Annotated in this window: 17 protein-coding genes; 8 read left to right on the top strand and 9 right to left on the bottom strand. The window is 65.8% G+C overall.

Translation table 11 applies throughout. The annotated features are described in order from the left end of the window. Positions 1 to 75: 75 nt before the first annotated feature. The 6 genes from KW830_RS03310 to KW830_RS03285 all read right to left on the bottom strand — a co-directional run bounded on the left by KW830_RS03310 (position 76) and on the right by KW830_RS03285 (position 6,396). Positions 76 to 1,800, bottom strand: coding sequence for a methyl-accepting chemotaxis protein (locus KW830_RS03310; protein ID WP_218332109.1), 1,725 nt, complete (start codon positions 1,798 to 1,800; stop codon positions 76 to 78). Positions 1,801 to 2,109: 309 nt separating this feature from the next. Further along, positions 2,110 to 2,577, bottom strand: a complete 468-nt coding sequence (gene rlmH, locus KW830_RS03305) for a 23S rRNA (pseudouridine(1915)-N(3))-methyltransferase RlmH (RefSeq protein ID WP_066532532.1) — start codon at positions 2,575 to 2,577, stop codon at positions 2,110 to 2,112. Then, positions 2,574 to 3,266: a ribosome silencing factor gene (gene rsfS, locus KW830_RS03300; protein ID WP_066532535.1), complete on the bottom strand. Its 693-nt coding sequence runs from the start codon at positions 3,264 to 3,266 to the stop codon at positions 2,574 to 2,576. The genes rlmH and rsfS overlap by 4 nt, the downstream gene beginning before the upstream one ends. Before the next feature lie 180 nt (positions 3,267 to 3,446). Then, complete coding sequence (gene hemF / locus KW830_RS03295; protein WP_218332108.1) at positions 3,447 to 4,385, bottom strand: oxygen-dependent coproporphyrinogen oxidase; 939 nt, start codon at positions 4,383 to 4,385, stop codon at positions 3,447 to 3,449. Positions 4,386 to 4,396: 11 nt separating this feature from the next. Further along, on the bottom strand, positions 4,397 to 5,680 hold the full coding sequence (gene purD / locus KW830_RS03290) for a phosphoribosylamine--glycine ligase (protein ID WP_066532540.1): 1,284 nt from the start codon (positions 5,678 to 5,680) through the stop codon (positions 4,397 to 4,399). Next, the gene (locus tag KW830_RS03285) at positions 5,677 to 6,396 is read right to left on the bottom strand and encodes a YebC/PmpR family DNA-binding transcriptional regulator (RefSeq protein WP_192334000.1); all 720 of its coding nucleotides are present in this window, start codon (positions 6,394 to 6,396) and stop codon (positions 5,677 to 5,679) included. Before KW830_RS03285 ends, purD begins: the two co-directional genes overlap by 4 nt. An 87-nt stretch (positions 6,397 to 6,483) precedes the next feature. Between KW830_RS03285 and KW830_RS03280 the strand changes: the two genes are divergently transcribed. The 7 genes from KW830_RS03280 to KW830_RS03250 all read left to right on the top strand — a co-directional run bounded on the left by KW830_RS03280 (position 6,484) and on the right by KW830_RS03250 (position 15,375). Continuing rightward, positions 6,484 to 8,019 (top strand): helicase HerA-like C-terminal domain-containing protein, encoded by a 1,536-nt coding sequence (locus KW830_RS03280; RefSeq protein WP_218332106.1) that lies wholly within the window; start codon positions 6,484 to 6,486, stop codon positions 8,017 to 8,019. A 206-nt stretch (positions 8,020 to 8,225) separates the two neighbouring features. Continuing rightward, a complete protein-coding gene (locus KW830_RS03275; RefSeq protein ID WP_066532545.1) occupies positions 8,226 to 9,200 on the top strand; it encodes a threo-3-hydroxy-L-aspartate ammonia-lyase in 975 nt (324 codons plus the stop codon). Between the two features lie 335 nt (positions 9,201 to 9,535). Continuing rightward, on the top strand, positions 9,536 to 10,168 hold the full coding sequence (gene upp / locus KW830_RS03270; protein WP_066532548.1) for a uracil phosphoribosyltransferase: 633 nt from the start codon (positions 9,536 to 9,538) through the stop codon (positions 10,166 to 10,168). Positions 10,169 to 10,367: 199 nt separating this feature from the next. Continuing rightward, entirely contained in the window at positions 10,368 to 11,549 is a 1,182-nt protein-coding gene (locus KW830_RS03265; RefSeq protein ID WP_192333995.1) for an imelysin family protein, read from the top strand. 66 nt (positions 11,550 to 11,615) lie between these two features. Beyond that, positions 11,616 to 13,085 (top strand): di-heme oxidoredictase family protein, encoded by a 1,470-nt coding sequence (locus tag KW830_RS03260; protein ID WP_098066162.1) that lies wholly within the window; start codon positions 11,616 to 11,618, stop codon positions 13,083 to 13,085. Beyond that, positions 13,085 to 14,143: an imelysin family protein gene (locus KW830_RS03255; RefSeq protein WP_218332104.1), complete on the top strand. Its 1,059-nt coding sequence runs from the start codon at positions 13,085 to 13,087 to the stop codon at positions 14,141 to 14,143. The genes KW830_RS03260 and KW830_RS03255 overlap by 1 nt, the downstream gene beginning before the upstream one ends. A 2-nt stretch (positions 14,144 to 14,145) precedes the next feature. Then, the gene (locus tag KW830_RS03250; RefSeq protein ID WP_218332102.1) at positions 14,146 to 15,375 is read left to right on the top strand and encodes a DUF1513 domain-containing protein; all 1,230 of its coding nucleotides are present in this window, start codon (positions 14,146 to 14,148) and stop codon (positions 15,373 to 15,375) included. A 245-nt stretch (positions 15,376 to 15,620) separates the two neighbouring features. On the opposite strand, the gene KW830_RS03245 is transcribed toward KW830_RS03250, so the two are convergent. From KW830_RS03245 to KW830_RS03235, 3 genes are all read right to left on the bottom strand, one after another. Continuing rightward, the gene (locus KW830_RS03245; RefSeq protein ID WP_218332100.1) at positions 15,621 to 16,169 is read right to left on the bottom strand and encodes a cupin domain-containing protein; all 549 of its coding nucleotides are present in this window, start codon (positions 16,167 to 16,169) and stop codon (positions 15,621 to 15,623) included. Positions 16,170 to 16,421: 252 nt separating this feature from the next. Further along, positions 16,422 to 17,087, bottom strand: coding sequence for a methionine ABC transporter permease (locus KW830_RS03240; RefSeq protein ID WP_218332098.1), 666 nt, complete (start codon positions 17,085 to 17,087; stop codon positions 16,422 to 16,424). 3 nt (positions 17,088 to 17,090) lie between these two features. Then, on the bottom strand, positions 17,091 to 18,149 hold the full coding sequence (locus tag KW830_RS03235; protein WP_066532563.1) for a methionine ABC transporter ATP-binding protein: 1,059 nt from the start codon (positions 18,147 to 18,149) through the stop codon (positions 17,091 to 17,093). Positions 18,150 to 18,967: 818 nt separating this feature from the next. Here KW830_RS03235 and KW830_RS03230 point away from each other — a divergent pair. Next, complete coding sequence (locus tag KW830_RS03230) at positions 18,968 to 24,670, top strand: autotransporter domain-containing protein (protein ID WP_218332096.1); 5,703 nt, start codon at positions 18,968 to 18,970, stop codon at positions 24,668 to 24,670. Positions 24,671 to 24,683: the final 13 nt, after the last annotated feature.

The raw sequence follows: 24,683 nt of genomic DNA, 5'->3' as shown, positions 1-24,683 counted from the left end.
CCCCGCAGCTGACCAGCGCAACGCGGCGGTGGTGCTGGTCACAACCACTGCACTCGCAGCCCCTGCAACACTCGGTCAGACTTCGGCCGGTGCCGCGATGCGGGCATGGCCGCGCGCGGGGGCACCGGTTGGCGCTGCATCCAGCGCCGCCATGCCCACCGGTGCCATCACCGGTGCCTGGCGCGGCGCAGCCACCCCACCCCATGCCACCGCATCCACGGACGCTGCGGACAGCGTGGTGCCACCGGGCATGGCAAAGCGGCGTACCGCGCCATCCAGCGCCAGCGCCTGTTCGCGCAGGGCCGACGAGGCGGCGGCAGACTCCTCCACCAGGGCCGCGTTCTGCTGGGTCATCTGCTCCAGCTCGGCCACGGAGGTGGACACCTCGCCGATCTGGCGGTCCTGCACCTCGCAGGCATGGGAGACTTCGGCAATCGTCGTGGCCACGCGCTCCACGCTGGAGACAATGGCCTGCATGGTCTGGCCGGCACGCTCCACCTGGGCGCTGCCGCTGTCGGCGCAGCGCACCGATTCGCCGGTCAGCTGCTTGATCTGCTTGGCCGCCTCGGCACTGCGCTGGGCCAGCACCCGCACTTCGCCCGCCACCACGGCAAAGCCCCGGCCCTGCTCCCCGGCACGTGCCGCTTCCACGGCGGCATTCAGCGCCAGGATATTGGTCTGGAAGGCAATCGCATCGATGGTGCCGGTGATATCGCCAATGCGGCGGGCGCTGGCGGTGATTTCCGCCATGGTCTGCACCACGCTGTCCACGGCCTGGCCGCCCTGCGCCGCCACGCTGGCGGCACTGTTGGCCTGGTCGCGGGCATGGGCGCTGGCCTGGGCGCTGTGGCGCACCTCCAGGCCCAGGTTTTCCATGGCCCGCGCGGTCTGCTCCAGGTGGCTGGCGGTCTGCTCGGTGCGCTCGCTCAGGTTGACGTTGCCGCCGGCGATCTCGCCACTGGCCACCGACACCTGGCTGGACGATTCCTGCACCTGCTGCACCAGGGTCCGCAGCGACTGCTGCATGCGGTCCATGGACAGCATCAGCTTGCCCAGCTCATCCCGCTGGCGCACCTGCACGTCCTGCGTCAGGTCGCCCTCGGCAATGCGCTGGGCCAGCGCCTGGGCATCGGCCAGCGCCCGCGTGATGTTGCGCACGCCGAAATAGGTGGTGGGCAGCAGCACGGCCACGGCCAGCAGCAGCAGGCCACCCAGCCAGAAGCTCATCTGCTTGGCGGCGTCTTCCACCGCCCGGCGGGTGAACTCCATGTCGGTGCGGGCGTTCTCGGCCGTGGTGGTCAGCACGGAATCCATTCCTTCGATGGTGCTGCGCTGGCTCTCGGCGTAGGCAGCGGCTGCCATGCTGTCCAGCAGCGCATCCTCCACCTTGCCGAAGAGCTCATCCATGGCCTTGGCGTAGTCGTTCAGGTAGGTCACGCCGGACTCCAGGTTCAGCGACATGTCCGACGGCGTGGTCGGCGACTTCTGCAGCTCTTCCAGGCGTGCGCGCAGCGCCGTCATGCCCATGTTCCAGCGCCCCCGCAGATCCTGCACCTGGGTGGTGTTGTTGGCGCTGATGATGATGTTCTTCTCCATCAGGCGCAGCTCGCCCAGGCGGTTGCGCACCTCTTCCATGTCGCTGAGCACCTGCACCTTGCTGCTGAACACCTCCTGCACCTGGCGGTGCGTGGTCTCCAGCGCCACATAGCCCAGCCCGCCCACCAGCAGCAGCATGACCAGAGAAAACAGCGTGCCCATATACAGGCGCGCACGGATGGAAAGCTTGTTGAGCCATTGCATGGATTGGTTCTCCCTCGCGTGTCATGCACCAGGGCCCTGTAGGACCGCCGGCGATTTGCATCATTCAGTAACAAGCATTAAGCAACAAGCAGGCCATGTGCGACAAGTCGATGGTCTGCATATGCTTAGAGGGTACGGGAGCAAGCGCTTTGCGCTCCATGGCGCCAACCCGAGATCGCGCTTACGCCTATTTACCGGCCCGCGCATCCGCGTTAATGCACCACAGCGGTGCAAAACAAAAAGCCCTGGCTCGGCGCACCGAAACAGGGCTGGGATCGCAGGGGGCGCGGCCTGGGCCGATGGCCAGGCTTATTCGCGGTGGTAAGGGTGGCCGGCATTGACCGACCAGGCGCGGTAGAGCTGCTCGATCAGCAGCACACGCACCATGGCATGCGGCAGGGTCAGGTCCGACAGGCGGATCTTTTCGTGGGCGCCCTGCTTGAAGGCCGGGTCCAGCCCATCCGGGCCGCCGATCACCAGGGCCACATCGTCGCCCTCCAGCTGCCAGTGCTGCAGGCGCTGGGCCAGCGCCTTGGTGGTCAGGTTGGTGCCGCGTTCGTCCAGTACCACGATGCGGGTGCCGCGCGGAATCGCGGCCTCGATGCGCTTGCGCTCGGCCGCATACAGCGTCTCTACCGTCTTCGAGCCGCGGGGCTCGGTCTTGACGGCCTTGAGCTCGACCTTCAGCTCCGGCGGAAAACGCTTGGCGTAATCGTCGTAGGCCGTCTGCGCCCAGTCGGGCACATGCTGGCCTACGGCCACGATCAGCAGCTTCATGCCTTGGCGCGGGGTGCGCGCTTGGCGGCAGGCTTGGCAGTGGTCTTGGCGGTGCGCGGCGTGCTGGGCTTGACCACCACGGTCTTGATGGGCGCAGCCGCCTTCTTGGCGGCGGGCTTCTTGGCCGCAGGCTTGGCGCCAGCAGCACCGGCAGCCGGCTTCTTGGCAGCCACGGTCTTCTTGGCGGCAGGCTTCTTCGCTGCGGGCTTGGCCTCGGCAGCGGCGGCAGCCTTGGGCTTGCCGGGCTTCTTGGCGGCCACGGCCTTCTTGGCCGGTGCGTCAGATTCCGAGCGTGCGACCGGCTTGGCCGCACCCAGCTTCAGGCGCACGGGCTTGTCGCCCCAGATTTCTTCCAGACGGTAGTACTGGCGGATGGCCGGCTGCATGATGTGCACCACGGCCTGGCCGCAATCCACAATGATCCACTCGCCGTTGTCTTCGCCTTCCTGGCGCGGCACGGGGAAACCGGCCTTCTTGACCGATTCGCGCACGCTGGAGGCCAGGGCCTTGGTCTGGCGGTTGGAGGTACCGGCGGCCACGATCACGCGCTCGAACAGCGGCGAGAGGTGCTCGGTATTGAAGACCTGAATGTCTTGCGCCTTGACGTCTTCCAGGCCATCAACGATGGCTCGCTGGAGTTTGGTCACGTCCTTCTTGGCAGCGGATTCCGATTGGGTGGTGGAGCTCATCAGGCAGTATGTGGTTGCGTTCCGGTCAATATAGCGCGGCAGCGCCGTACATGCCATGGGGTGGTTCTTGCCACGCCCACCATCCGGACTCAAAGGTTTTTTGAAGGTATTCACCAGTCCATCACGGACTGGCAGCTATCGAAATTATAGTTTTCCGGCAATAACAGCGTTGCAGGCAGATCAAATCCAGTCCCGACGGACCAAGAATTCATGCGCCAGCGCATGCTCGGGCGTGCCCGGTGCATCTTCGCGCTGGTAGCTCCAGCTGGCATGCGAGGGCATGGACAGCAGGATGGATTCGGTGCGTCCGCCCGACTGCAGGCCGAAATGCGTGCCCCGGTCCCAGACCAGGTTGAACTCCACATAACGGCCGCGGCGGTAGCGCTGGAACTCCACCTGCTGCGCGCCATGGGCCATGCCCTGGCGGCGCTCCACGATGGGCAGGTAGGCACCCAGAAAGGCATCGCCCACCGCGCGCAGCATGGCAAAGCTCTGGTCCTGGCCCAGCTCGGAAAAGTCGTCAAAGAAGATGCCGCCGATGCCGCGCTGCTCGTCACGGTGCTTCAGGTAGAAGTACTCGTCGCACCAGGTCTTGAAGCGCGGGTAGAGCTGCTCGCCAAAAGGCTGCAGCGCCGCATGGCAGGCGCGGTGAAAGTGCACCGCGTCCTCTTCAAAGCCGTAGACCGGCGTCAGGTCCATGCCGCCGCCAAACCAGCAGGTCTTGGGCTGGCCTGCATGGCCGGCCGCGATCATGCGCACATTCATGTGCACCGTCGGCACATAGGGGTTGCGCGGGTGGAACACCAGCGACACGCCCATGGCCTCGAACGGCGCCCCGGCCAGCTCCGGGCGGTGCTGGGTGGCCGAAGGCGGCAGCTGCGGGCCTTTCACATGGGAAAAGCCGCAACCCGCGCGCTCGAACACGCGGCCACCTTCCAGGATCCGGGTGACACCATCGCCCTGCAGGCGTTCTTCCGGGCCCTTGCGCCAGGCATCGGCCAGAAAACGGGCCCCGCCCTCTCCCTCCACCCCTTCCAGGGCGGTGGTGATGCGGGACTGCAGGTCCTCCAGGTAGGCACGCACGTTCTCGGGCGTGGCCGCCATGCTCGCAGTCGTCATGGACCCGCCCTTCAGTTCTTCACGGCGCGGAAGCCAATGTCGCGGCGGTACTGGGCACCATCGAAATGGATGCCACGGGCCACGTCATAGACCTTCTGCTGGGCCTGCTTGACGCTGTCGGCCAGCACCGTCACGCACAGCACGCGGCCGCCACTGGTGCGCACCTGGCCGTCGGCGTCCAGCACCGTGCCGGCGTGGAAGACCATGGCATCGTCCGCATCGGCGGGCAGGCCGCTGATGGCGTCGCCCTTGCGCGGTGCTTCGGGGTAGCCATAGGCCGCCATCACCACGCCCAGGGCGGTGCGGCGGTCCCATTCCAGTTCCACCTGGTCCAGCTTGCCGTCCACAGCCGCCAGCATGACCTCCACCAGATCGCTCTTGAGGCGCATCAGGATGGGCTGGGTCTCGGGGTCGCCCATGCGGGTGTTGAACTCCAGCGTCTTGGGGTGGCCGTTGCCGTCGATCATCAGACCGGCGTACAGGAAACCGGTGAACGGCACGCCGTCCTTTTCCATGCCGCGGATGGTGGGCAGGATGATTTCGCGCATGGCACGGGCGTGCACATCGGCCGTGACCACGGGGGCGGGCGAATAGGCGCCCATGCCCCCGGTGTTCGGGCCTTCGTCGCCGTCCTTCAGGCGCTTGTGGTCCTGGCTGGTGGCCATGGCGACCACGTTCTTGCCGTCGCACATCACGATGAACGAGGCTTCCTCGCCGGCCAGAAACTCTTCGATCACCACGCGCGCGCCGCCGTCGTTGTGCTGCACGCCGTACTTGTTGTCCACCAGCATGAAGTCCACCGCATCGTGGGCTTCCTGCAGCGACATGGCCACCACCACACCCTTGCCGGCCGCCAGGCCGTCGGCCTTGATGACGATGGGCGCACCCAGGCGGTCCACAAAGGCGTGGGCAGCCACCGGGTCGGTGAAGGTGTCGTAATCCGCCGTGGGAATGCCATGGCGGCGCATGAAGGCCTTGGAGAAGGCCTTGGAGCTTTCCAGCTGGGCAGCCGCCTTGGTGGGGCCGAACACCTTCAGGCCGTGGGCGCGGAATTCATCCACGACACCGGCGGCCAGCGGGGCCTCGGGGCCCACCACCGTCAGTGCAATCTTGTTGTCGATGGCCCAGGTCCGCAGTTGTTCCACATCGGTGATGGGTACGTTCTCGAACTTGTTGCTCAGCGCCGTGCCGCCGTTGCCGGGGGCCACGTACACCTTGCTCGCCTTGGGCGACTGCGCCAACTTCCACGCCAGCGCGTGCTCACGGCCACCGCCGCCAATCACCAGTATTTTCATAGTTCTGCGTTGTGATAGACGTCTTGAACGTCATCCAGGTCTTCGATCATGTCCAGGAGCTTTTGCATGCGCTCGGCGTCTTCGCCAGCCAGCTCAATGGTGTTTTCTGCGCGCATGGTCACTTCGGCCACTTCGGGCTTGAATCCCGCAGCCTCCAAAGCGTTGCGCACGGCTTCAAATTCACTCGGCGCGGTCAGCACCTCGATGGCGCCGTCCTCGTCGGTGATCACGTCTTCGGCACCGGCCTCCAGCGCCGCTTCCATCACTTTGTCCTCGTCCAGGCCGGGTGCAAAGATGATCTGTCCGCAGTGCTTGAATTGGAAGGCCACCGATCCCTCGGTGCCCATGTTGCCGCCGTATTTGCTGAAAGCGTGACGCACATCCGCCACAGTACGCACCCGATTGTCGGTCATCGTGTCCACGATGATGGCCGCGCCGCCAATGCCGTAGCCTTCGTAACGGATTTCTTCGTAGGTCACACCTTCCAGATTGCCGGTGGCCTTGTCGATGTTGCGCTTGATGTTGTCGGCCGGCATATTGGCGGCCTTGGCCTTGTCCACGGCCAGACGCAGGCGCGGGTTGGCCGTCAGATCGCCCCCTCCCTGGCGGGCTGCCACCATGATTTCGCGGATGATGCGCGTCCAGATCTTGCCGCGTTTCTCATCCTGGCGACCCTTGCGGTGCTGGATGTTGGCCCATTTGCTATGTCCTGCCACAGGAAATCCTTTGGTCTTGATTTAATCTATCGAATCCGATTTTACTTTTGATGCCTCACCCCACGAGGAAACCCGCATATGGCAGATATGGCAGCCCCCCTCCTGATTGCCCAGCATGGTGATATCCACTGTGACATCCTCCCCGGCCTGGCCAACCGCCACGGCCTGATCACCGGCGCAACGGGCACGGGCAAGACGGTCACCCTGCAGAAGATGGCCGAAAGCTTTGCCCAGGCCGGCGTGCCGGTGTTCATGGCCGACATCAAGGGCGACCTGGGCGGCATCAGCCAGACCGGCAGCATCGGCGACAAGCTGGCCGCCTCGCTGAAGGACCGCGGCATCGCCCTGCCCGCCCCCACGGCCTGCGCCGCGACCCTGTGGGACGTGTTCGGCCAGCAGGGCCACCCGGTGCGCGCCACCGTGTCCGACATGGGCCCGCTGCTGCTGGGCCGCATGCTGAACCTGAACGATACGCAGATGGGCGTGCTGAACATCGTCTTCAAGATCGCCGACGACAGCGGCATGCTGCTGCTGGACCTCAAGGACCTGCGCGCCATGCTCCAGCATGTGGGCGACAACGCCAAGCAGTTCACCACCGAGTACGGCAACATCAGCGCCGCCAGCGTGGGCGCCATCCAGCGCGGCCTGCTGCAGATCGAGAGCGAAGGCGGCGACCAGTTCTTCGGCGAGCCCATGCTCAACATCGAAGACCTGATGCAGACCGACGCCCGGGGCCATGGCGTGGTCAACATCCTGGCGGCCGACAAGCTGATGAACTCGCCGCGCCTGTACTCCACCTTCCTGCTGTGGATGCTGTCCGAGCTGTTCGAGCAGCTGCCCGAAATCGGCGACCCCGACAAGCCCAAGCTGGTCTTCTTCTTCGACGAGGCCCACCTGCTGTTCAACGACGCGCCCAAGGTGCTGCTGGAGCGCATCGAGCTGGTGGTGCGCCTGGTGCGTTCCAAGGGCGTGGGCGTGTACTTTGTCACCCAGAACCCGCTGGACATTCCCGACAGCGTGCTGGCCCAGCTGGGCAACCGCGTGCAGCACGCGCTGCGCGCCTTCACCCCGCGCGACCAGAAGGCCGTCAAGGCCACGGCCACCACCATGCGCCCCAACCCGGGCCTGGACATCGAAGCCGCCATCACCGAACTGGCCGTGGGTGAAGCCCTGATCAGCTTCCTGGACGAAAAAGGCCGCCCCTCCGTCACCCAGCGCGTCTACGTGGTGCCGCCGGGCAGCCAGATCGGCCCCATCACCGCCGCCCAGCGCCAGCAGCTGATGCAGCAATCGCTGGTGGCCGGCGTCTACGAAAAGGCCGTGGACCGCGAATCCGCCTATGAAGTGCTGCGCAGCCGCGCCGACTCCGCCCCCGCCGCCCCAGGCAAGCCCGGCGTGGCCGGTACGGCAGGGACTGCCGGCGCTGGCACGGCCCCGGCGGACAGCGGGATGATGGGCGAGCTCAACGACCTGCTCTTCGGCACCACCGGCCCGCGCGGCGGAAAGAAGGACGGGATTGTGCAGACCGTGGTCAAGTCCACCGCCCGCACCATGGGCACCCAGCTGGGCCGCCAGATCCTGCGCGGCGTGCTGGGCGGCATCTTCGGCGGCAAGAGCCGCTGAGCCCCGGGCTGCTGCGGTGCAGCGCCCCCGTACGCCCCCCGAATGGCCTGTGCCGCGTTCGCGCCGCCACAGGCCATTCCCATTCTCGACTCCCCTGCTACAGAGCACACCTGCGGTTTCCCTGTACGCGCCAGCCCTTGGCGAATGCGCTTTCGCAGCTATCATCTCTGTAACTGCAACATCCAGATACAGCCTGAAAGGCCGACATGAGCGTGGTCACCTTGCCCCTGCCGACGTTTGAAGATGTGGCAGACGCTGCCGAGCGTCTGAAAAACGTGGCCCACACCACACCCGTGCTGCGTTGCGGCACGGCCGATCGCCAATACCGGGCGCAGTTCTTCTTCAAGTGCGAGAACCTGCAGCGCTCCGGCTCCTTCAAGTTCCGCGGCGCCTTCAACACGCTGGCGCGCTTCACGCCCGAGCAGCGCAAGGCCGGCGTCCTCACCTTCTCTGCGGGCAACCACGCCCAGGCCATCGCCCTGTCGGCCCGCCTGCTGGACATGCCGGCACTGATTGTGATGCCCGAAGACGCTGCCGCCAGCAAGATGGCCGCCACGCGCGAGTACGGTGCCCAGGTGGTGACCTACAACCCGCGCACCGAAGACCGCCAGGCCATCAGCCGCAAGCTGGCGCTGGAACGCGGCATGACCCTGGTGCCCCCCAGCGACCATGCCGACGTGATTGCCGGCCAGGGCACCGTGGCCAAGGAACTGCTGGAGCAGGTGCCCAACCTGGACTACCTGTTTGTCTGCCTGGGCGGCGGCGGCCTGCTGGCCGGCAGCGTGCTGGCCGCGCAGGCGCTGGCACCGAACTGCCAGGTGATCGGCGTGGAGCCGGAAAACGCCAACGACGGCCAGCAGTCGCTGCGCAAGGGCGAGATCGTGGAGATCCCCTACCCCACCACCATCGCCGACGGTGCGCAGGCCCCGTCGCTGGGCAAGCTGAACTTCCCCATCATCCAGCAGGGGGTGGAAGAAATCGTCACCGTCTCCGACCTGCAGCTGATGCAGACCATGCGCTTTTTTGCCGAACGCATGAAGATCGTGGTCGAGCCCACCGGCGCCCTGGCCTTTGCCGGCGCCTGCAACGGCGGCATCTCCCTGGGCGGCAAGCGCGTGGGCGTGATCGTCAGCGGCGGCAATGTGGACCTCAAGCGCTACGCCCGCTTTCTGGCGGACTGACCCCCTGCCCCGGCCCATCCGCCGCTCCCCATGGGCTGCCGGCAGGGCACACACCACAAGCTCCTTCGGGAGCTTGTTCTTTTTTCGGCGGCCACACCACGGCCATGCCATGCCCCCACCGACCCGCGGCACTGGCACGCTCCTTGCGCCAGCGCAAACAGCCCGGCCAGCAGCCTTGTGCGGGCCGTGGACAGAAAAACCGAGCCCGCCACCCGCCTGCAAGGCCGCAGTACACTGCCTGCCGACGGCGCGTACCGCAGGTATTGCATGTACAGCATGTACGACGTGTACCGCGCCCACCCGATTTCACCGACACACAGACAAGAAGCCATTCCATGAGCCAAGTGCACCTCATCGACCACCCGCTGGTCCAACACAAACTGACCCTGATGCGCCGCAAGGAAGCGTCGACCAACAGCTTCCGCCGCATGCTGGGCGAGCTGTCCACGCTGATGGCCTACGAAATCACCCGCGACTTCCCGCTGCAGGACCTGGAAATCGAAACGCCGATGGAAAAGATGGTCGGCAAGGTCATCGACGGCAAGAAGCTGGCCCTGGTCTCCATCCTGCGCGCCGGCAACGGTTTCCTGGACGGCATGCTGAACGTGGTGCCCGGCGCCCGCATCGGCCACATCGGCCTGTACCGTGACCCCGAAACCCTGCAGCCCGTCGAGTACTACTTCAAGATGCCCGACAACATGGGCGAACGCGACGTGATCGTGGTGGACCCCATGCTGGCCACCGGCAACTCCGCCGCCGCCGCCGTGCAGCAGCTCAAGGACAAGTGCGCCCCCAAGTCCATCAAGTTCATGTGCCTGCTGGCCGCGCCGGAAGGCATCAAGACCATGCAGGCCGCCCACCCCGACGTGGACATCTACACCGCCGCCGTGGACCGCCAGCTCAACGACCACGGCTACATCCTGCCCGGCCTGGGTGACGCCGGCGACCGTATCTTCGGCACCAAGTAAGCACTGCCGTCCGGCCCTGCGGCCCGGATACCGCGGCCTTCCGCTCCAGCCTCCGCTGCCTCCGGCACCGGAGGCTTTTTCGTGGCCGATGCCGACACATGCAAGGCGAGATACCCCAGGACAGCGTGCCGATTTGCAAATAGGACACATTCTCAATGTTATTAGAATGTATCTTTTTCTTACGCTATCGACCTCTGACATGAACCACTACCTGTTCGCCGGACTGATTGCCCTGGGTGCCTCCCACATTGCGCACGCCCAGGCTCCAGCAGCCCCCCAAACCCAAGTGCAACTCAGCGTGAACCAGGTGGTGGCGCACTACAGCACGCTGGTGTCGGCCACGTACGAAGACAGCATCCGTTCGGCCCAGCAGATGCAAAAGGCCATCGACGCCTTCCTGGCCAAGCCCTCGGCCGCCACGCTGGCCACCGCACGCAAGGCCTGGCTGCACGCCCGTGAGTACTACGGCCAGACCGAAGCCTTCCGCTTCTACGGCGGCCCCATCGACGACGAGAATGGCCCCGAAGGCCGCATCAACGCCTGGCCCATGGACGAGTCCTATGTGGACTACGTGCAAGGCCAGCCCAAGGCCGGCCTGATCAACAACCGCAAGGAAGCCATCACCGCCGAGCGCCTGGCCGAGCTGAACGAGCACGACGGCGAGGAAAACATCTCCACCGGCTGGCACGCCATCGAATTCATGCTCTGGGGCCAGGACCTCAGCGCCACCGGCCCCGGCGACCGCCCCTACACCGACTTTGTCGACGGCAAGGCCCCCAACGCCGACCGCCGCCGCGCCTACCTGCGCACCGTCACCGCGCTGCTGATCAAGGACCTGCAATCCGTGGCCGCCCAATGGAAGCCCGGCGTGGCCGGCAATTTCCGCGCCGACTTCGAAAAGAACAGCAGCGACGCCGTGCGCCGCATCTTTGTGGGCCTGGGTTCGCTGTCGCGCGGCGAACTGGCCGGCGAACGCCTGGAAGTGGCCATGGCCAGCCGCGACCAGGAAGACGAACACTCCTGCTTCTCCGACAACACCCACCGCGACGCCGTGACCAACGCCATGGGCATCCAGAACGTGTGGCTGGGCAGCTACCAGCGCCTGGACGGCAAGGTCCTGCAAGGCCCCGGCCTGCGCGACTGGGTGGCCCAGCACGACCGTGGCGTGGCCGAGCAGACCACGCGCCAGATCGCCCAGTCCGTGAAGGCGGCCGAATCCATCCCGGCACCGTTCGACCAGGCCATCCAGGGTGCGCGCGACAGCGCCGCCCGCGCCACCATCCAGGCCACCATCGACAGCCTGGTGGCCCAGAGCAAGTCGCTGGTCGATGCCGCACACGCCGTGGGCATTGAACAGCTGAACCTGGTCGAACCCGAATAAGAACACCCAACCACCACCGCTGCCTGGGCCGCCCGCCGGTACGGGCAGCGGTTTTGCATTCGCCCCATGATGTTTCGCTGTCTGTCCCTCACCGCCGCGGCCTGTGCTGCGCTGCTGGCGGGCTGCTCCCTGCAGTCGCAGGATGCGCCCCCCGCAGCCGCCGCCACCCCGCCACCGGACCTGTTCGCCCCCGCACCGGCCGATGCCCTGCCCGGCGGCACCACCACCGTCTTTGCCACCGGCCGCAACGCGTTCTCGCTGCCCCTGGCCAACCTCAGCGATGAAGAGCGCACGCGCTTTGTCATCGGCAACTCCTTCTTCAAGCGCAACTGGGTGCAGGCCCCGGCCTCCACCACCGCGCGCGACGGACTGGGTCCCCACTTCCTGGCCCGCTCCTGCGGCGGCTGCCACGTGCAGGACGGCCGCGCCCAGCCCCCCGACTTCCACAACCCCCTGGCCCCGCAACCGTTTGCCGGCCTGCTGATGCGCCTGTCCGTGCCCGGCACGGACGCGCATGGCGGCCCCAAGCACGAACCGGTCTACGGCGACCAGTTCAACACCATGGGCATCAGCGGAGTGAAGGGCGAAGGCGCGGTGCGCATCCGCTACGAACACATCAACGGCCAGTTCGCCGACGGCACGCCCTACCAGCTGGAACGCCCGGTCTACGAGCTGCACGATCTGGCCTACGGCCCCATGGCCGCCGACACCATGGTCAGCCCTCGGATTGCACCCCAGGTCATCGGCCTGGGCCTGCTGGAAGCGATTCCCGCCTCCGAAATCCTGGCCAATGCCCAGGCGCAGGCCCTGACCGACGGCCCCATCAAGGGCCAGCCCAACTATGTGTGGGACGCCTATGGCCAGCGCATGATGCTGGGCCGCTTTGGCTGGAAGGCCAATGTGGCCAGCCTGGCACACCAGACGGGTGGCGCCTTCCAGGGCGACATCGGCATCACCTCGCCGCACTTCCCCCAGCAGACCTGCACCCCCACCCAGACCGACTGCCTGCAAGCCCCCCACGGCAAGGGCGGCGCAGGGGTGGAGATCGAAGAGCACGCCATCAACGATGTGATCTTCTACCAGAGCACCCTGGCACCACCGGCCCGCCGCAACACCAAGGACGCCCAGGTGCTGCAGGGCGAAAAGCTGTTCCATGCCGCCCAGTGCGCGCAGTGCCACCGCCCCAGCTACCGCACCGATGCACCGCTGTTCCCCACGCTCAGCAGCAAGGCCGTGTCCGGGCAAACCATCACGCCCTATACCGATATGCTGCTGCACGACATGGGTGACGCCCTGGCCGATGGCCGGCCCGACTTCCGCGCCAACGGCCGCCAGTGGCGCACGCCGCCGCTGTGGGGCATCGGACTGCTGGATGCCGTGAACAACCACCAGCGCCTGCTGCACGACGGCCGCGCCCGTGGCGTGCTCGAAGCCGTGCTCTGGCATGGTGGCGAAGCCCAGGATGCCCGCGACCGCGTGCTGCAGTTCAGCGCCGAGGACCGTGCCGCCCTGGTGAAATTTGTGGAGTCCCTGTAATGCCCGCCTGCCTGCCCCCTCCCTCCCGCCCACGCCTGCGCCGTGCGGCGCTCGCCATCGCCGCCAGCCTGGGCTTCTGGGCCGCGGCCCCCAGCCATGCGCTGGAAGTGGACGACCTGGCCACCATCGGCCACGCGCTCTACGGCCAGTGGTATCTGCCCCAGACCACCCAGGCCCTGGGCGCGGCGCAGGCACTGCAAGCCAGCCTGCAGGCCTACTGCGGCCAGCGCCCCGGCAAGACCGATGCCGCCCTGCTGGGCGATGCCCGCCAGCGCTTCCAGCAGGCCGCGGACGCCTGGCAGCGCGTGGCCGCCGTCAACATGGGCCCGCTGGTGGAACGCCGTACCGACCGCATGGTCAACTTCCAGCCGCTGCGCCCGGCCCGCCTGGCCGAAGCCATCCAGCAGGCCCCCAAGACCCTGGCCGACATGGAACGCATCGGCAGCCCCGGCAAAGGCTTTCCCGCACTGGAACACCTGCTGTGGACCCAGCCAGCCCCGCCCGGCAGCCCCAGCTGCAGCTATGCCGTGATGGCCGCCGCCTCGGTCACCGATGAAATCCAGGGCCTGCGCACCGCGTTCCAGACCACCGCGGCAGCCAAGCCCGATCTGCGCGTCACCGAGGAATTCCTGAACCAGTGGATTGGCGGCCTGGAGCAGCTGCGCTGGGAACGCATGGAAAAGCCGCTGCGCAGCGCCAGCACCACCTCCGGCAAGAAAAAGCCCCAGCTGATCCGCATGGACAGCGACAGCACGCTGGCCAGCTGGCGCGCCCAGTGGTCCGGCCTGCGCGATCTTGCCGTGGCCCCGGCCGGCGCGCCCGAGAACCAGGTCAGCATTGCCGGTCTGGTGGCCGCCCACTACCGCCCCCTCACCGCCGGCCGCTTTGCCAAGGCCGTGCAGGAAGTGGACAGCGCGTTTGCCGCACTTAACAGCACCGACCTGGAAAGCGTGCAAAAGCTCTCCACCGCACTCAGCGGCCTCAAGCGCTGGGTGGAAGCAGACATCGCCTCGCTGCTGCAGTTGAGCATCGGCTTTTCCGACGGCGACGGGGACTGAGCATGCCGTCCTCCTCCCCCACCCGGCGCCAGTGGCTGCAGGCGGTGGGCCTCACCAGCTTTGGCGGCTTCGGTGACCTGGCCGGCCTGAGCGGATTGGCACCGCTGGCTGCCTGGGCGACCCCCGCCGCAGCCCAGCCTGGACCGGCGGGCCCGCAGCGCCTGGCCGCCGCCTGGATGCAAGGCCACGACCTGTTTGCCGGCATCGTGCAGCTCACGCCGGATGGCGCACCGCTGCAGGTGCTGCAGTCCGAACGCATTCCCACCCGCGCCCATGGCATGACGGTGGAAGCCGACGGCGCCGTGGTCTTCACCAGCCGCCGCCCCGGCGACTGGCTGCTGCGCCTGCGCGCAGGATCGGCGCCGCAATGGGGCTGGATCGAGCCGGACCGCGCCTTCACCGGCCACGTGATCCACAGCCGGGATGGCCGCCAGCTCTACACCACCGAAACCGATCTGGAAACCGGCCAGGGCCTGATCGGCGTGCGCGATGCCGCCTCGCTGGAAAAAACCGCCGAATGGCCCACCCACGGCATGGACCCGCACCAGCTGCTGCTGGATGCCGACGGCAGCCTGGTCGTCGCCAACGGCGGCATTCCCAGCCAGATCGAGACCGGGCGGCGCAAGCTGCAGCTCACGCAGATGGACTCCTCCATCGTGCGCCTGCAGCCTGCCGCCCAGGGCGCGCTGGACGGCCAGTGGCGCCTGACCGACACCCGGCTGAGCCTGCGCCACCTGTGCTGGGGCCCGCAAGTGGCCTGGCAACCCGCACGCCGCTGGCTGGGGATTGCGCTGCAGGCCGAGCACGACGACCCCAGCACCCGCGCCCAGGCGCCGGTACTGGCCCTGTTCGACGGCCAGCAACTGCAGGTGCAGCCCTTGCCTGCCGGCACGGCGCTGGCCGGCTACGGCGGCGACATCGGCTGCGACGGCCAGCACTTTGCCGTCAGCTGCCCGCGTGCCGACCAGCTCACCTGGTGGCAGCCCCCGGCACGCGCCGGCGAACCCGTGCAATGGCACGGCAGCCGCCCGCTGCAAGGCGTGTACCCGGTGGCCAACCACAGCGTGTCCCCGCTGCTGCCCGCACCCTCCCCCGCCGGGCTGTGGACAGCCGGTGAAGCCGCCGCCACGCGCCTGGCGGATGCAGCCAGCCCCCAGCCTGCCCCCGTCCTGGGCACCACCCAGGGCCGTGTGATGGACAACCACTGGATTCCGCTGCCGGCCACGGCGTAAAGCCCGTGCAGCGCCACCAGCGGTTGCACTGCACCCGCGTTCAGTTTGCAGCTTGCGCCACACAAGCGCACCACCCCAAAACAAAAGCCGGATCCCGCAAGGCATCCGGCTTTTGATTGTGGGGGTTGTATACGCCCCGGTTCCTACAGCAGCTTGAGCCACTCCACCAGCGCATCCATCTCCGCCGTATTCAGCTGCAAAGCCTGGTGCCTGCGTACCGTGCTGAGCACATACTTCAAGCCGTATCAGGCGTCCACGGCCATCGGCCCGGCTTCGCGCGCGGTGTACTGCGCCACCCAGCCTGCGCTGTCGGTAAACAGACGCAGCGCCTTGATGCGGCGCTCCGCCGTCAGCGTGAAGCGGTGCTCTGCGCCGGCGGGCACACGCAGATAGTCGCCCGGACCCACCCGTACGGTGTGTTCGCGCCCCTGGGCATCAAAGAAGCCGAACAGCCCGGCGCCATCCACGATGTAGCGCACCTCGTCGTCGGCATGGGTGTGCGGGCGGTCAAACCGCGCCAAGGTCTCCTCCAGGCCCGGCGTGTCCGGGTGCAGCACCACCAGGTCCATGCTCTGGTAGCCATGGGCAATGCACACATCGATCAGCCCGGCGCCCAGCGCCTGCACCACCGTGGCCTTGGCGCCTTCATCCAGCGCCGTCTGGGCCAGCAAGGCCGCCAGGCCGGGCTCGGGCTGCAACGGCCGGTGCTGCCAGTCCACCCCCAGGTCGGTAACGGCGCTGCGCAGCGCAGCGGAAGCTGTCAGTCCTGCGGCAATGTTCGATGGTTCTTGCATGGCTTGTTCTCTTTTTTAAACAATGGTTCAGCATGCCGCGCCGGGGCCGCGCGGCGCTTGATGTGGCACAAGCTGTGCCGCGCCCGCCTGCTGGCACCCTGGCGCTGGATGGCGATCGCCACCAGCCAACACACCGACACACCGGTGCACCGCACAGACCGCATCAACGACCAAGAAAAAAGCCGCAGCGGCACGGTGCAGCTGCGGCTTGTGTGCATGACAGGCCCGCTCACGCGCCCGCCCTGTGCCAGATCACTTGTGGCTGATGCGGCGCACCACCCAGTCACCCAGACTCTGGATGGCTTGCACAAAGAAGATCAGGATGATCACCACGGCCAGCATGATGTCCGGCAGGAAACGCTGGTAACCATAACGGATACCCAGGTCACCCAGGCCGCCGCCGCCAATGGCGCCCGCCATGGCGGAGTAGCCAGTCAGCGACACAAAGCTGATGGTCAGGCCGGCCACGATGCCGGGCATCGCTTCGGGCAGCAGCACCTTCCAGACGATCTGGCTGGTCGACGCACCCATGGACTGTGCCGCTTCCACCAGGCCGCCATCCACTTCACGCAGCGCGGTTTCCACCAGACGGGCAATGAACGGGGCCGCCGCAATCGTCAACGGCACCACGGCCGCCCAGGTCCCGATGGACGAACCCGTGATGAAACGGGTGAACGGGATGATGGCCACCAGCAAAATAATGAACGGCGTGGAACGCACGGCATTCACAATCCAGCCCACGGTGCTGTTGAGCGCCGTGTTCTGCAGCACGCCGCCCTTGTCGGTCAGGCGCAGGAACACGCCCAGCGGAATCCCGATCAGGCCGCCCAGAATCCCCGAGATGCCGACCATGATCAGCGTCTCCCACAGCGAGTCGATGAACAACTCGATCATCATTTCCGAAAAGTTCTCGAACATCGCTTATCCCTTCACCGGCGCCGCCACGGGCACCACCTGCACCACCACACCGCTGCTGCGCAGGTGGCTGATGGCCGATTCAATCTTCACCGCCTCGCCGCTGGCATACACCGCCAGCGAACCAAAGGTCTGCTCCTGAATTTCGTCGATCTGGCCGTGCAGGATCGACAGATCCAGCCCCAGCGTGCGAATCAGGTGCGACAGAATGGGCTCATAGGCGCTCTCGCCCGCATACGACAGGCGCAGCAGCTGACCGCTGGTGCCGGCCGTCAGGCGCGCCGACAGGGCCTGCACGCGCTGCATCACGCTGGCAGGCAGCTCCTGGGGCACGATCTCGTCGATCAGGCTCTTGGTAATCGCCTGCTGCGGCTGGGTGAACACATCGATCACCGAACCCAGCTCGGCAATCCGGCCAGCGTCGATCACCGCCACGCGGTCGGCAATCTGCTTGATGACCTGCATCTGGTGGGTGATCAGCACCACCGTCACGCCCAGTTCGCGGTTCACCTTGCGCAGCAGATCCAGGATGGAACGGGTGGTTTCCGGGTCCAGCGCGCTGGTGGCTTCATCCGACAGCAGCACCTTGGGGTTGGACGCCAGTGCGCGCGCAATGCCCACGCGCTGCTTCTGCCCACCCGAGATTTGCGCCGGGTAACGGTCGGCCAGGTGGTCCAGGCCCACCAGCTTCAGCAGCGGATCGATGCGCTTCTGGATCTCGGCCTTGGACATGCCGGCCAGCTCCAGCGGCAGCGCGGCGTTGTCATACACGGTGCGCGAAGACAGCAGATTGAAATGCTGGAACACCATGCCGATCTCGCGGCGGGCTTCACGCAACTGGGAGTCGCTGAGCTTCAGCAGATCGCGGCCGCCCACGATCATCTGGCCGCTGGTGGGACGGTTGAGCAAATTGATGCAGCGCACCAGCGAGCTTTTGCCGGCGCCGCTGCGGCCGATGATGCCGAAGATCTCGCCCTGCTCGATGTGCAGGTTGATGTGTTGGAGAGCTTCGACCGGCCCCTTGGGGCCTTGGTAGGTCAGGGACAGATCCCGAATGTCGATCATGGAGTCAGCCAGGCGGCCGCAGGCACATCCGCACGCGCTTGCAGCACAGGGTTCAAGAAGGAAGTAGCGAAATGTAGCGCTCCGTTATAAGAACGCCAACTATCGAAAAATCAAGTAATAAGACATAACCGTTATAAGAGCATGTCTCGTGCAAACCCCTAATGATGCCCGAATTGCCGGTCTGTTACCGAAGGTGAACCCAAAACCTTGAGCGGCGCGCAGTGTGGGCCCTGGCCCTGGCGCTCACCGCACAGCACTGCGCATCGGCCGCAAGCGGGCATGCACGCAGACTTGCCGCCTGCAGCGTGGTGACCGCTTATGCCCAGTACAAGTGCCCGTCACCAGCACATGGCGCGCCAGGGGCTTTGCACTACCCCAGTGCCACCCACGCCAGGCGCACATGCGCCTGCCTCCCTGCTCTCTGCCGACTCCCACGCCCCTCCATTGCGGTGGAGCCACGCGCGTCCCCCCTGGCATGGCCTCCGGTATGCCATTGCAGCATTCTCAAAATACATAGCACAAGATTCCTGCAGGCGCTGCGGCGCATCCACTTACGCGGGTAAAAAATACCTGAAATCAGGGATTGCCTCACTCCTTATCTGGCACTAAATTGCATGTTTGTAAGAATTTGCTTACAAACGCAACACAATCCCCTCCCAACAGACTTCGCGCCAGAAGCATCTGGAACCTGCGTGCCTCCAAGGCTTTCGGCGCAGTGCGCCATCGCCCAGGTACAAGCGTCTTGCGGCCGCCCCAACGCTGTGCAGAACGTTGCCCTCTTCCGTTGCCGATAACGCGCTGTACAGCGCCACAACCCAATGAACCAGATCTACCGCGTCGTATTCAACGCCGTCACCGGCGCGTGGCAAGCCACCAGCGAAACCGCCCGAGGCCGCAGCAAAAGCAGCCGCAGCACCAAACGCCAGCGCCGCAGTGTCATGGCCAGCCATGCCATGGGTTTATTGCTCCTGACTGGAGTGGTGGGCAGCAACACCGCATGGGCCGCCTGCACCCCAGGCGCCCCGACCAACGGTGTCACCGTGACTTGTACCGGTAACGACCAGCAGAATTTCGGCAGTGCAGCCAGCAACCTCAACTTCAATATCGCCACGGGCAGCATCCTCAGCTCCAGCGGCAGTGGCGACCCGGTACTGCAACTGACCGGCAGCAACTACACCATCAACAACAGCGGGCAGATCTACCCGTCCAACAGTGGCCAGCAGTCGCAGTTGACCACCGGGCTCAAGGTCGGAAACAGCAGTGCCCAAAACATCGCCATCACCAACAACGCCATCGGCTGGATTTCCGGTACCAGTGCCAACCTCGGCGCCTCCATCGCTAACCTCAACGGCATGGCCCTGGATGTCCAGGCCGGCTCGGGTGGCAAGGTCACCCTCGTCAACTACGGCACCATCTTCGCCGACGCCATCACCGGGGCGAACCTGGAAGTTGCGGACATGCCCAACGTGGCAGTCTACGGCGGCGCCCAGGTCGAGATGACCAACACCAACCAGCTCTACGGCCGGGTCGCTTTCCAAGCTTCAAACGAAGGCAACATCTTCACCAACACTGGCACGCTGGCGGGCAGTCTTTCCATGGGTGCAGGCGGCGGTAACAACCGTTTTAACGCGCTTACCGGTTCGGTGGTACTAAATGGCGGAGCAACCGGCACCGGCTCAGTGACCGTCGACACCAACCCGAACCTGGTCTTCGTCAGGCCTGGTGTCGTGGATGGCGGCGCAGGCGGCTCCAACACCCTGGCCCTGCAGAATGACATCGGCGGCGGCAGCGGTACCGCCGGCTCCGGCTCGATCTCGGCAAGCAGCTACATCAACTTCAGCAACCTGCTGGTGCAGGCCGGCACATGGCAGGTGAGTGGTGCGCTGCTGACCGGCGCCACCACCAGCACCAGCCTGACCGGTGGCTCGTTGTCGGTGAACAACGACGCGGTGTTCGGCAGCGGGGACGTTAGCATCAGCGGCGCCAACCTGACTACCCACACGGCCACGGTCAATCTGGCCAACAATTTCCTGATCGGCAGCGGCGGGATGGCGCTCAGCGGCACCAACACCATCGTGCTCAACGGAGTGATCTCCGGTGCTGGGGCTGGCCGCCTGACCAAGAACAATGGCGGCATCCTGCGCATCAATGGCGTCAACACCTATGCTGGGGGTACCGCACTCAACGGCGGCACCACCGTGGTCAGCACCGACCAGGCCTTCGGCACGGGCAATATCGCCATCGGTGCCAGTGGTGCCCGGATCGATGCCTCGGGTACAGTCAACCTGGTCAACGACATCAGCCTGAGCGCGAACGGCACCTTTGGCGGCACCGGCAACCTGACCCTGTCCGGTGTCGTCAGCAACACCACCAGCCGGACACTGGCCAAGGTCGGCAGTGGCCAGTTGACCCTGGCCAACGCCAACACCTACCAGGGCGGTACAACCCTGTCGGGCGGTACTTTGGTGGTGGGTAACAGCCAGGCGCTGGGCAGTGGCTCGCTGACCGTTGCAAGTGCCTCGACACTGGCCAGCAGCCAAGCCGTGACCCTGAGCAACCAGGTCAGCCTGGCCAGCAATCTGACCGTTGCCGGCGCCAACGACCTGCGCCTCAACGGCGTTATTGACAGCACCGGCGCGTTCAAGCTGATCAAGACCGGCAGCGGCAACCTGACCCTGGCTGCAGCCAATACCTTCTCCGACGGTATCGATCTGAACAGCGGCACCCTGACGCTGGCCACCAATAGTGGCGTGCTGGGCAGCGGTACGCTGACCGTCACCGGCAACAGCCGCCTGGCGTTCGATGCGCCACTGAACACCAGCACGCCCATCGTGATCAACAGCGGTGCAACCCTGGACCTGGCGGTCAACCAGGACTTGCTGCTGTTCAACGGCATTTCTGGCGGCGGTAACCTGACCAAGACTGGCACTGCCGAAGCGACCCTGTTCCAGACCGGCACCCTCGGTGGACAGGTGGATGTGCAGGCCGGCAAGCTCACTGCCATGGCCAGCAATGCCCTGGGCAGTGGCACCCCGGTGAACATCGCCAGTGGCGCCACCCTCAGCCTGGGCGCGGACACGGCGCTCGGTGCCCTGACCGGCAGCGGCCAGTTGCAAGTCACCAGCGGGGCTATCAGCCTTGGCAACGGCAACGCCAGCTCCACCTTCTCAGGCGCCATCACCGGCAGCACCCTCTCCGGCATATCCAAGGTCGGCAGCGGCACGCTGACTCTGGCCGGCATCAATACCTTCACCAGCAACCTGGTCGTCAGCGCCGGCCGCCTGCACCTCAACAGCGGCGCCAGCCTGGCCAGCAGCCAAGTCACCGTCGCCAACGGTGCATCCTTGGGCGGTAGCGGCAGTCTGTCTGGTCATGTCACGGTGACCAGCGGCGCCACCTTGGCGCCTGGCGCCAGCAATGGCACGGGCAGCCTGACCGTCGGTTCACTGGACATGGCCCAGGGCAGCACCTTGGCTGTGGCGTTGGGGGCACCAGGTGCCAATTTCCAGACCCCTGGTCAAGGCACCAGCGTGAGTGTGACAGGCAATCTGACCCTGAATGGCATGACGCTCAGCATGACAGATGCTGGCGGCTTTGGCCCAGGGCTGTATCGCTTGTTTGACTATGGCGGGACGCTCACTACGAGCAATGGCGGCTTTGCTGCCATACCGACAAGCGCCACCATTCAGTTTCTGACTGCCGACAAAAAAATCAATCTAATCAACACACAGGGCTTCACGCTGAATTTGTGGAACGCCAATGGGCAGGCGACCAGCGCTACCATGGGTGGTGGTTCTGGCACCTGGAGCAACACGGCGGCGGCATGGACCGATGCCACAGCAAGCATCACCGCGGCCATGTCGCCCCAACCAGGCTTTGCAATTTTTGGCGGCGCGTCCGGCACGGTCACCGTAGACAGTGCTGCTGGAGCCGTCAAAGCCATCGGCCTGCAATTTGCCAGTGATGGCTACCGGTTAAATGGTGATGCACTGACCTTGGTGGCAGATGCCGGCCATGCAGTTCCGGTAGAGGTTCGCGTGGGAGATGGCAGCGGCCCAAGCAGCACATGGACAGCGACCATGGACAACGTGTTGGCTGGCACCGACGGTCTGAAGAAAACCGGTGCAGGCACTTTGGTGCTGAACGGCAGCAACACGTACAGCGGTGGCACCACCGTAGCAGCAGGCACGTTGTCGGTCAGTAGCGATAGCAACCTTGGTCACAGCTCCGGCGCGCTGACCCTTGATGGAGGCACTGTGCGAATCACTGGTACGGCCTTTGTCGACAATGGCGGCCGTAGCTGGGTACTTGGTAGCACGGGTGGTGGCATTGACATTGCCGATGCCGCAAACAGCTTCACCTTGAGCGGCGCTTTGACTGGCGCAGGCAACTTGCTCAAAACCGGCGCGGGCACGTTGACGCTAAACGGAACCAACAATTACGGCGGCACCACCACCATTGATGGCGGTAAGTTGGTAGCTTCGGTGACTAATCTGGGCAGCGGCGCCATCACCAACAATGCAGCGCTGGAGCTGAACCAAGCCAGCGATGCCACCTTGACCCAGACCATCAGCGGCAACGGCTCCTTCACCAAGACCGGCGCCGGTACGCTGACCTTGGCTGGAGCCAACACGGCGACAGGTGAGACCATCATCAGTGCAGGGGGGCTGGTCGCCTCCGTGGCCAACCTGGCCAGCGGCGCCATCACCAACAACGCGGTGCTGGAACTGAAACAGGCCAGCGATGCCACCCTGGCACAGAAAATCAGCGGTAGCGGCAGCCTGACCAAGACAGGCGCCGGCGTGTTGACCCTGACGGGCAACAGCAGCAACTACACCGGCAGCACCCTGGTTGCCAATGGCGGCCTGCTGTTGGGCAGCACCGGCAAGCTGGGTGGTACCGTGACGGTGACCAGCAGCGCCACACTGGCAGGTACGGGCAACGTGGGCAGCACGGGCTCGGTGGTCACCGTGCAAAGCGGCGCCACCATCGCGGCGGGAGATGCGTCCTCTGCCTACGGCACCCTGCGTATCGCTGGCGATCTGGTGCTGGAGCAAGGCGCCTCGTACCAGGTGCTGGCAGATCCCAATTCCTCTGCCAGCAGCCTGATCAAAGTGGCAGGCAAGGCCACGCTGGCTGGCAGTGTGCTGCATGTGGGCAATGAGTCCAATGCCACCACCGACTTCCAGGTAGGCAAGACCTACTCCATCCTGCAAGCCAGCCAGATCGAAGGGGCGTTTGGCTCCGCCATCTCCAACTTTGCCTATCTGGACACCGGCCTGGGTTACTCCGCCAACGAAGTGACACTGCAACTGCAGCGCAAATCCAGTGGTGGAGGCAACGGTGGAACAGGGGGCAATGGCGGCGGGCAGATGGAATTTGCCGATCTGGCAGAAACACGCAACCAGTCTTCCGCCGCCAACGCCATCAGCAGCCTGCCCAGCAGCCATGCGCTCTACCATTTTGTGGAGACCCTGCCTGCAGGCACACCGGCAGCCGTATTCAACAGCCTCTCGGGCGATACCCATGCCACCGTGGGCGGCAGCCTGGTGGGCCTGGGCGCTTATGCCCCCAGCGTCAGCGGCCAGCATCTGCGCAACAACATGACGGCGGGCTTGCGCCCTGGCGCTGCTGTGGCGCAAAGCGACGGTCCGCTGCCGGCATCGGCCTGGCCGTCGACCAAGGCCCTGCCCGCCTGGGCCGAGGTGGTAGGTCACTGGCAGCGTTATGACGGTGACGGCAATGCCGCGCAACTGAAGCAGCGCACCACCGGCCTGTTCCTGGGCATGGACGAGGAAGTGGGCACCAGCGGCTGGCGCCTGGGCGGTTCGCTGGGGTACACCAATGCCAGCGGCAAGGTGGCAGACCGTTCCTCCGAGTCGGATGTGAACAGCTACAGCGCGGCCGTGTACGGCGGCAAGAGCTTTGGCACCGGTACCGGCCCGCGCATCAATGTGCTGGGCGGTCTGGCTTACACCTGGCACGACATTGAGACCACACGCCGGGTGACCAGCCTGGGCCAGACCCTGAAGGCCGACTACAGCGCCCACACGGCGCAGTTGTTTGCCGAAGTGGGTTACGCCATTGGCCAGTACGACAAGGTGGGGTTTGAGCCCTTCGCAGGTGTGAGCCTGGGCCAGCAGCGCACCGGCAGCTTCCAGGAGCACGGCGGTTTTGCCGCGCTGCAGGGCCGCAGCAGCACCGACGACCTGGCCAGCACCACCTTGGGTGTGCGTGTGCACAGCGACTTCCAGCTGGCCGGCAAGGAAGGCCGCCTGCGCGCCACCGTGGGCTGGCGCCATGCGTTCGGCGATGTGACGGCCAAGAAGACCATGGCGTTTGAAGGCAGCCAGAACTTCACCGTGGCGGGCACGCCGCTGGCGCGCAACACTGCCGTGCTGGGCCTGGAGGCCGATGTGGCCCTGTCGCGCACTGCCGCTCTGGTACTGGGCTACCAGGGCGAGATGGGCAGCGGCCAGCGTGACCACTCTGCCAGCGTGAAGCTGCGCTGGGCGTTCTAAGCGCAGAGCGCAT

It is taken from the genome of Comamonas sp. CMM03 (genome assembly GCF_019218715.1).
GTDB lineage: Bacteria > Pseudomonadota > Gammaproteobacteria > Burkholderiales > Burkholderiaceae_C > Comamonas > Comamonas terrigena.
Note: the sequence above shows the minus strand (reverse complement) of the source record. Positions and strands in the feature narration are given on the sequence as shown.

Bases quoted from the DNA above. Each gene is read 5' to 3' on its own strand.
- KW830_RS03310 (WP_218332109.1), bottom strand. From the start codon at position 1,800: ATGCAATGGCTCAACAAGCTTTCCATCCGTGCGCGCCTGTATATGGGC.
- rlmH (WP_066532532.1), bottom strand. From the start codon at position 2,577: ATGAAGCTGCTGATCGTGGCCGTAGGCCAGCATGTGCCCGACTGGGCG.
- rsfS (WP_066532535.1), bottom strand. From the start codon at position 3,266: ATGAGCTCCACCACCCAATCGGAATCCGCTGCCAAGAAGGACGTGACC.
- hemF (WP_218332108.1), bottom strand. From the start codon at position 4,385: ATGACGACTGCGAGCATGGCGGCCACGCCCGAGAACGTGCGTGCCTAC.
- purD (WP_066532540.1), bottom strand. From the start codon at position 5,680: ATGAAAATACTGGTGATTGGCGGCGGTGGCCGTGAGCACGCGCTGGCG.
- KW830_RS03280 (WP_218332106.1), top strand. From the start codon at position 6,484: ATGGCAGCCCCCCTCCTGATTGCCCAGCATGGTGATATCCACTGTGAC.
- KW830_RS03275 (WP_066532545.1), top strand. From the start codon at position 8,226: ATGAGCGTGGTCACCTTGCCCCTGCCGACGTTTGAAGATGTGGCAGAC.
- upp (WP_066532548.1), top strand. From the start codon at position 9,536: ATGAGCCAAGTGCACCTCATCGACCACCCGCTGGTCCAACACAAACTG.
- KW830_RS03265 (WP_192333995.1), top strand. From the start codon at position 10,368: ATGAACCACTACCTGTTCGCCGGACTGATTGCCCTGGGTGCCTCCCAC.
- KW830_RS03260 (WP_098066162.1), top strand. From the start codon at position 11,616: ATGATGTTTCGCTGTCTGTCCCTCACCGCCGCGGCCTGTGCTGCGCTG.
- KW830_RS03255 (WP_218332104.1), top strand. From the start codon at position 13,085: ATGCCCGCCTGCCTGCCCCCTCCCTCCCGCCCACGCCTGCGCCGTGCG.
- KW830_RS03250 (WP_218332102.1), top strand. From the start codon at position 14,146: ATGCCGTCCTCCTCCCCCACCCGGCGCCAGTGGCTGCAGGCGGTGGGC.
- KW830_RS03245 (WP_218332100.1), bottom strand. From the start codon at position 16,169: ATGCAAGAACCATCGAACATTGCCGCAGGACTGACAGCTTCCGCTGCG.
- KW830_RS03240 (WP_218332098.1), bottom strand. From the start codon at position 17,087: ATGTTCGAGAACTTTTCGGAAATGATGATCGAGTTGTTCATCGACTCG.
- KW830_RS03235 (WP_066532563.1), bottom strand. From the start codon at position 18,149: ATGATCGACATTCGGGATCTGTCCCTGACCTACCAAGGCCCCAAGGGG.
- KW830_RS03230 (WP_218332096.1), top strand. From the start codon at position 18,968: ATGAACCAGATCTACCGCGTCGTATTCAACGCCGTCACCGGCGCGTGG.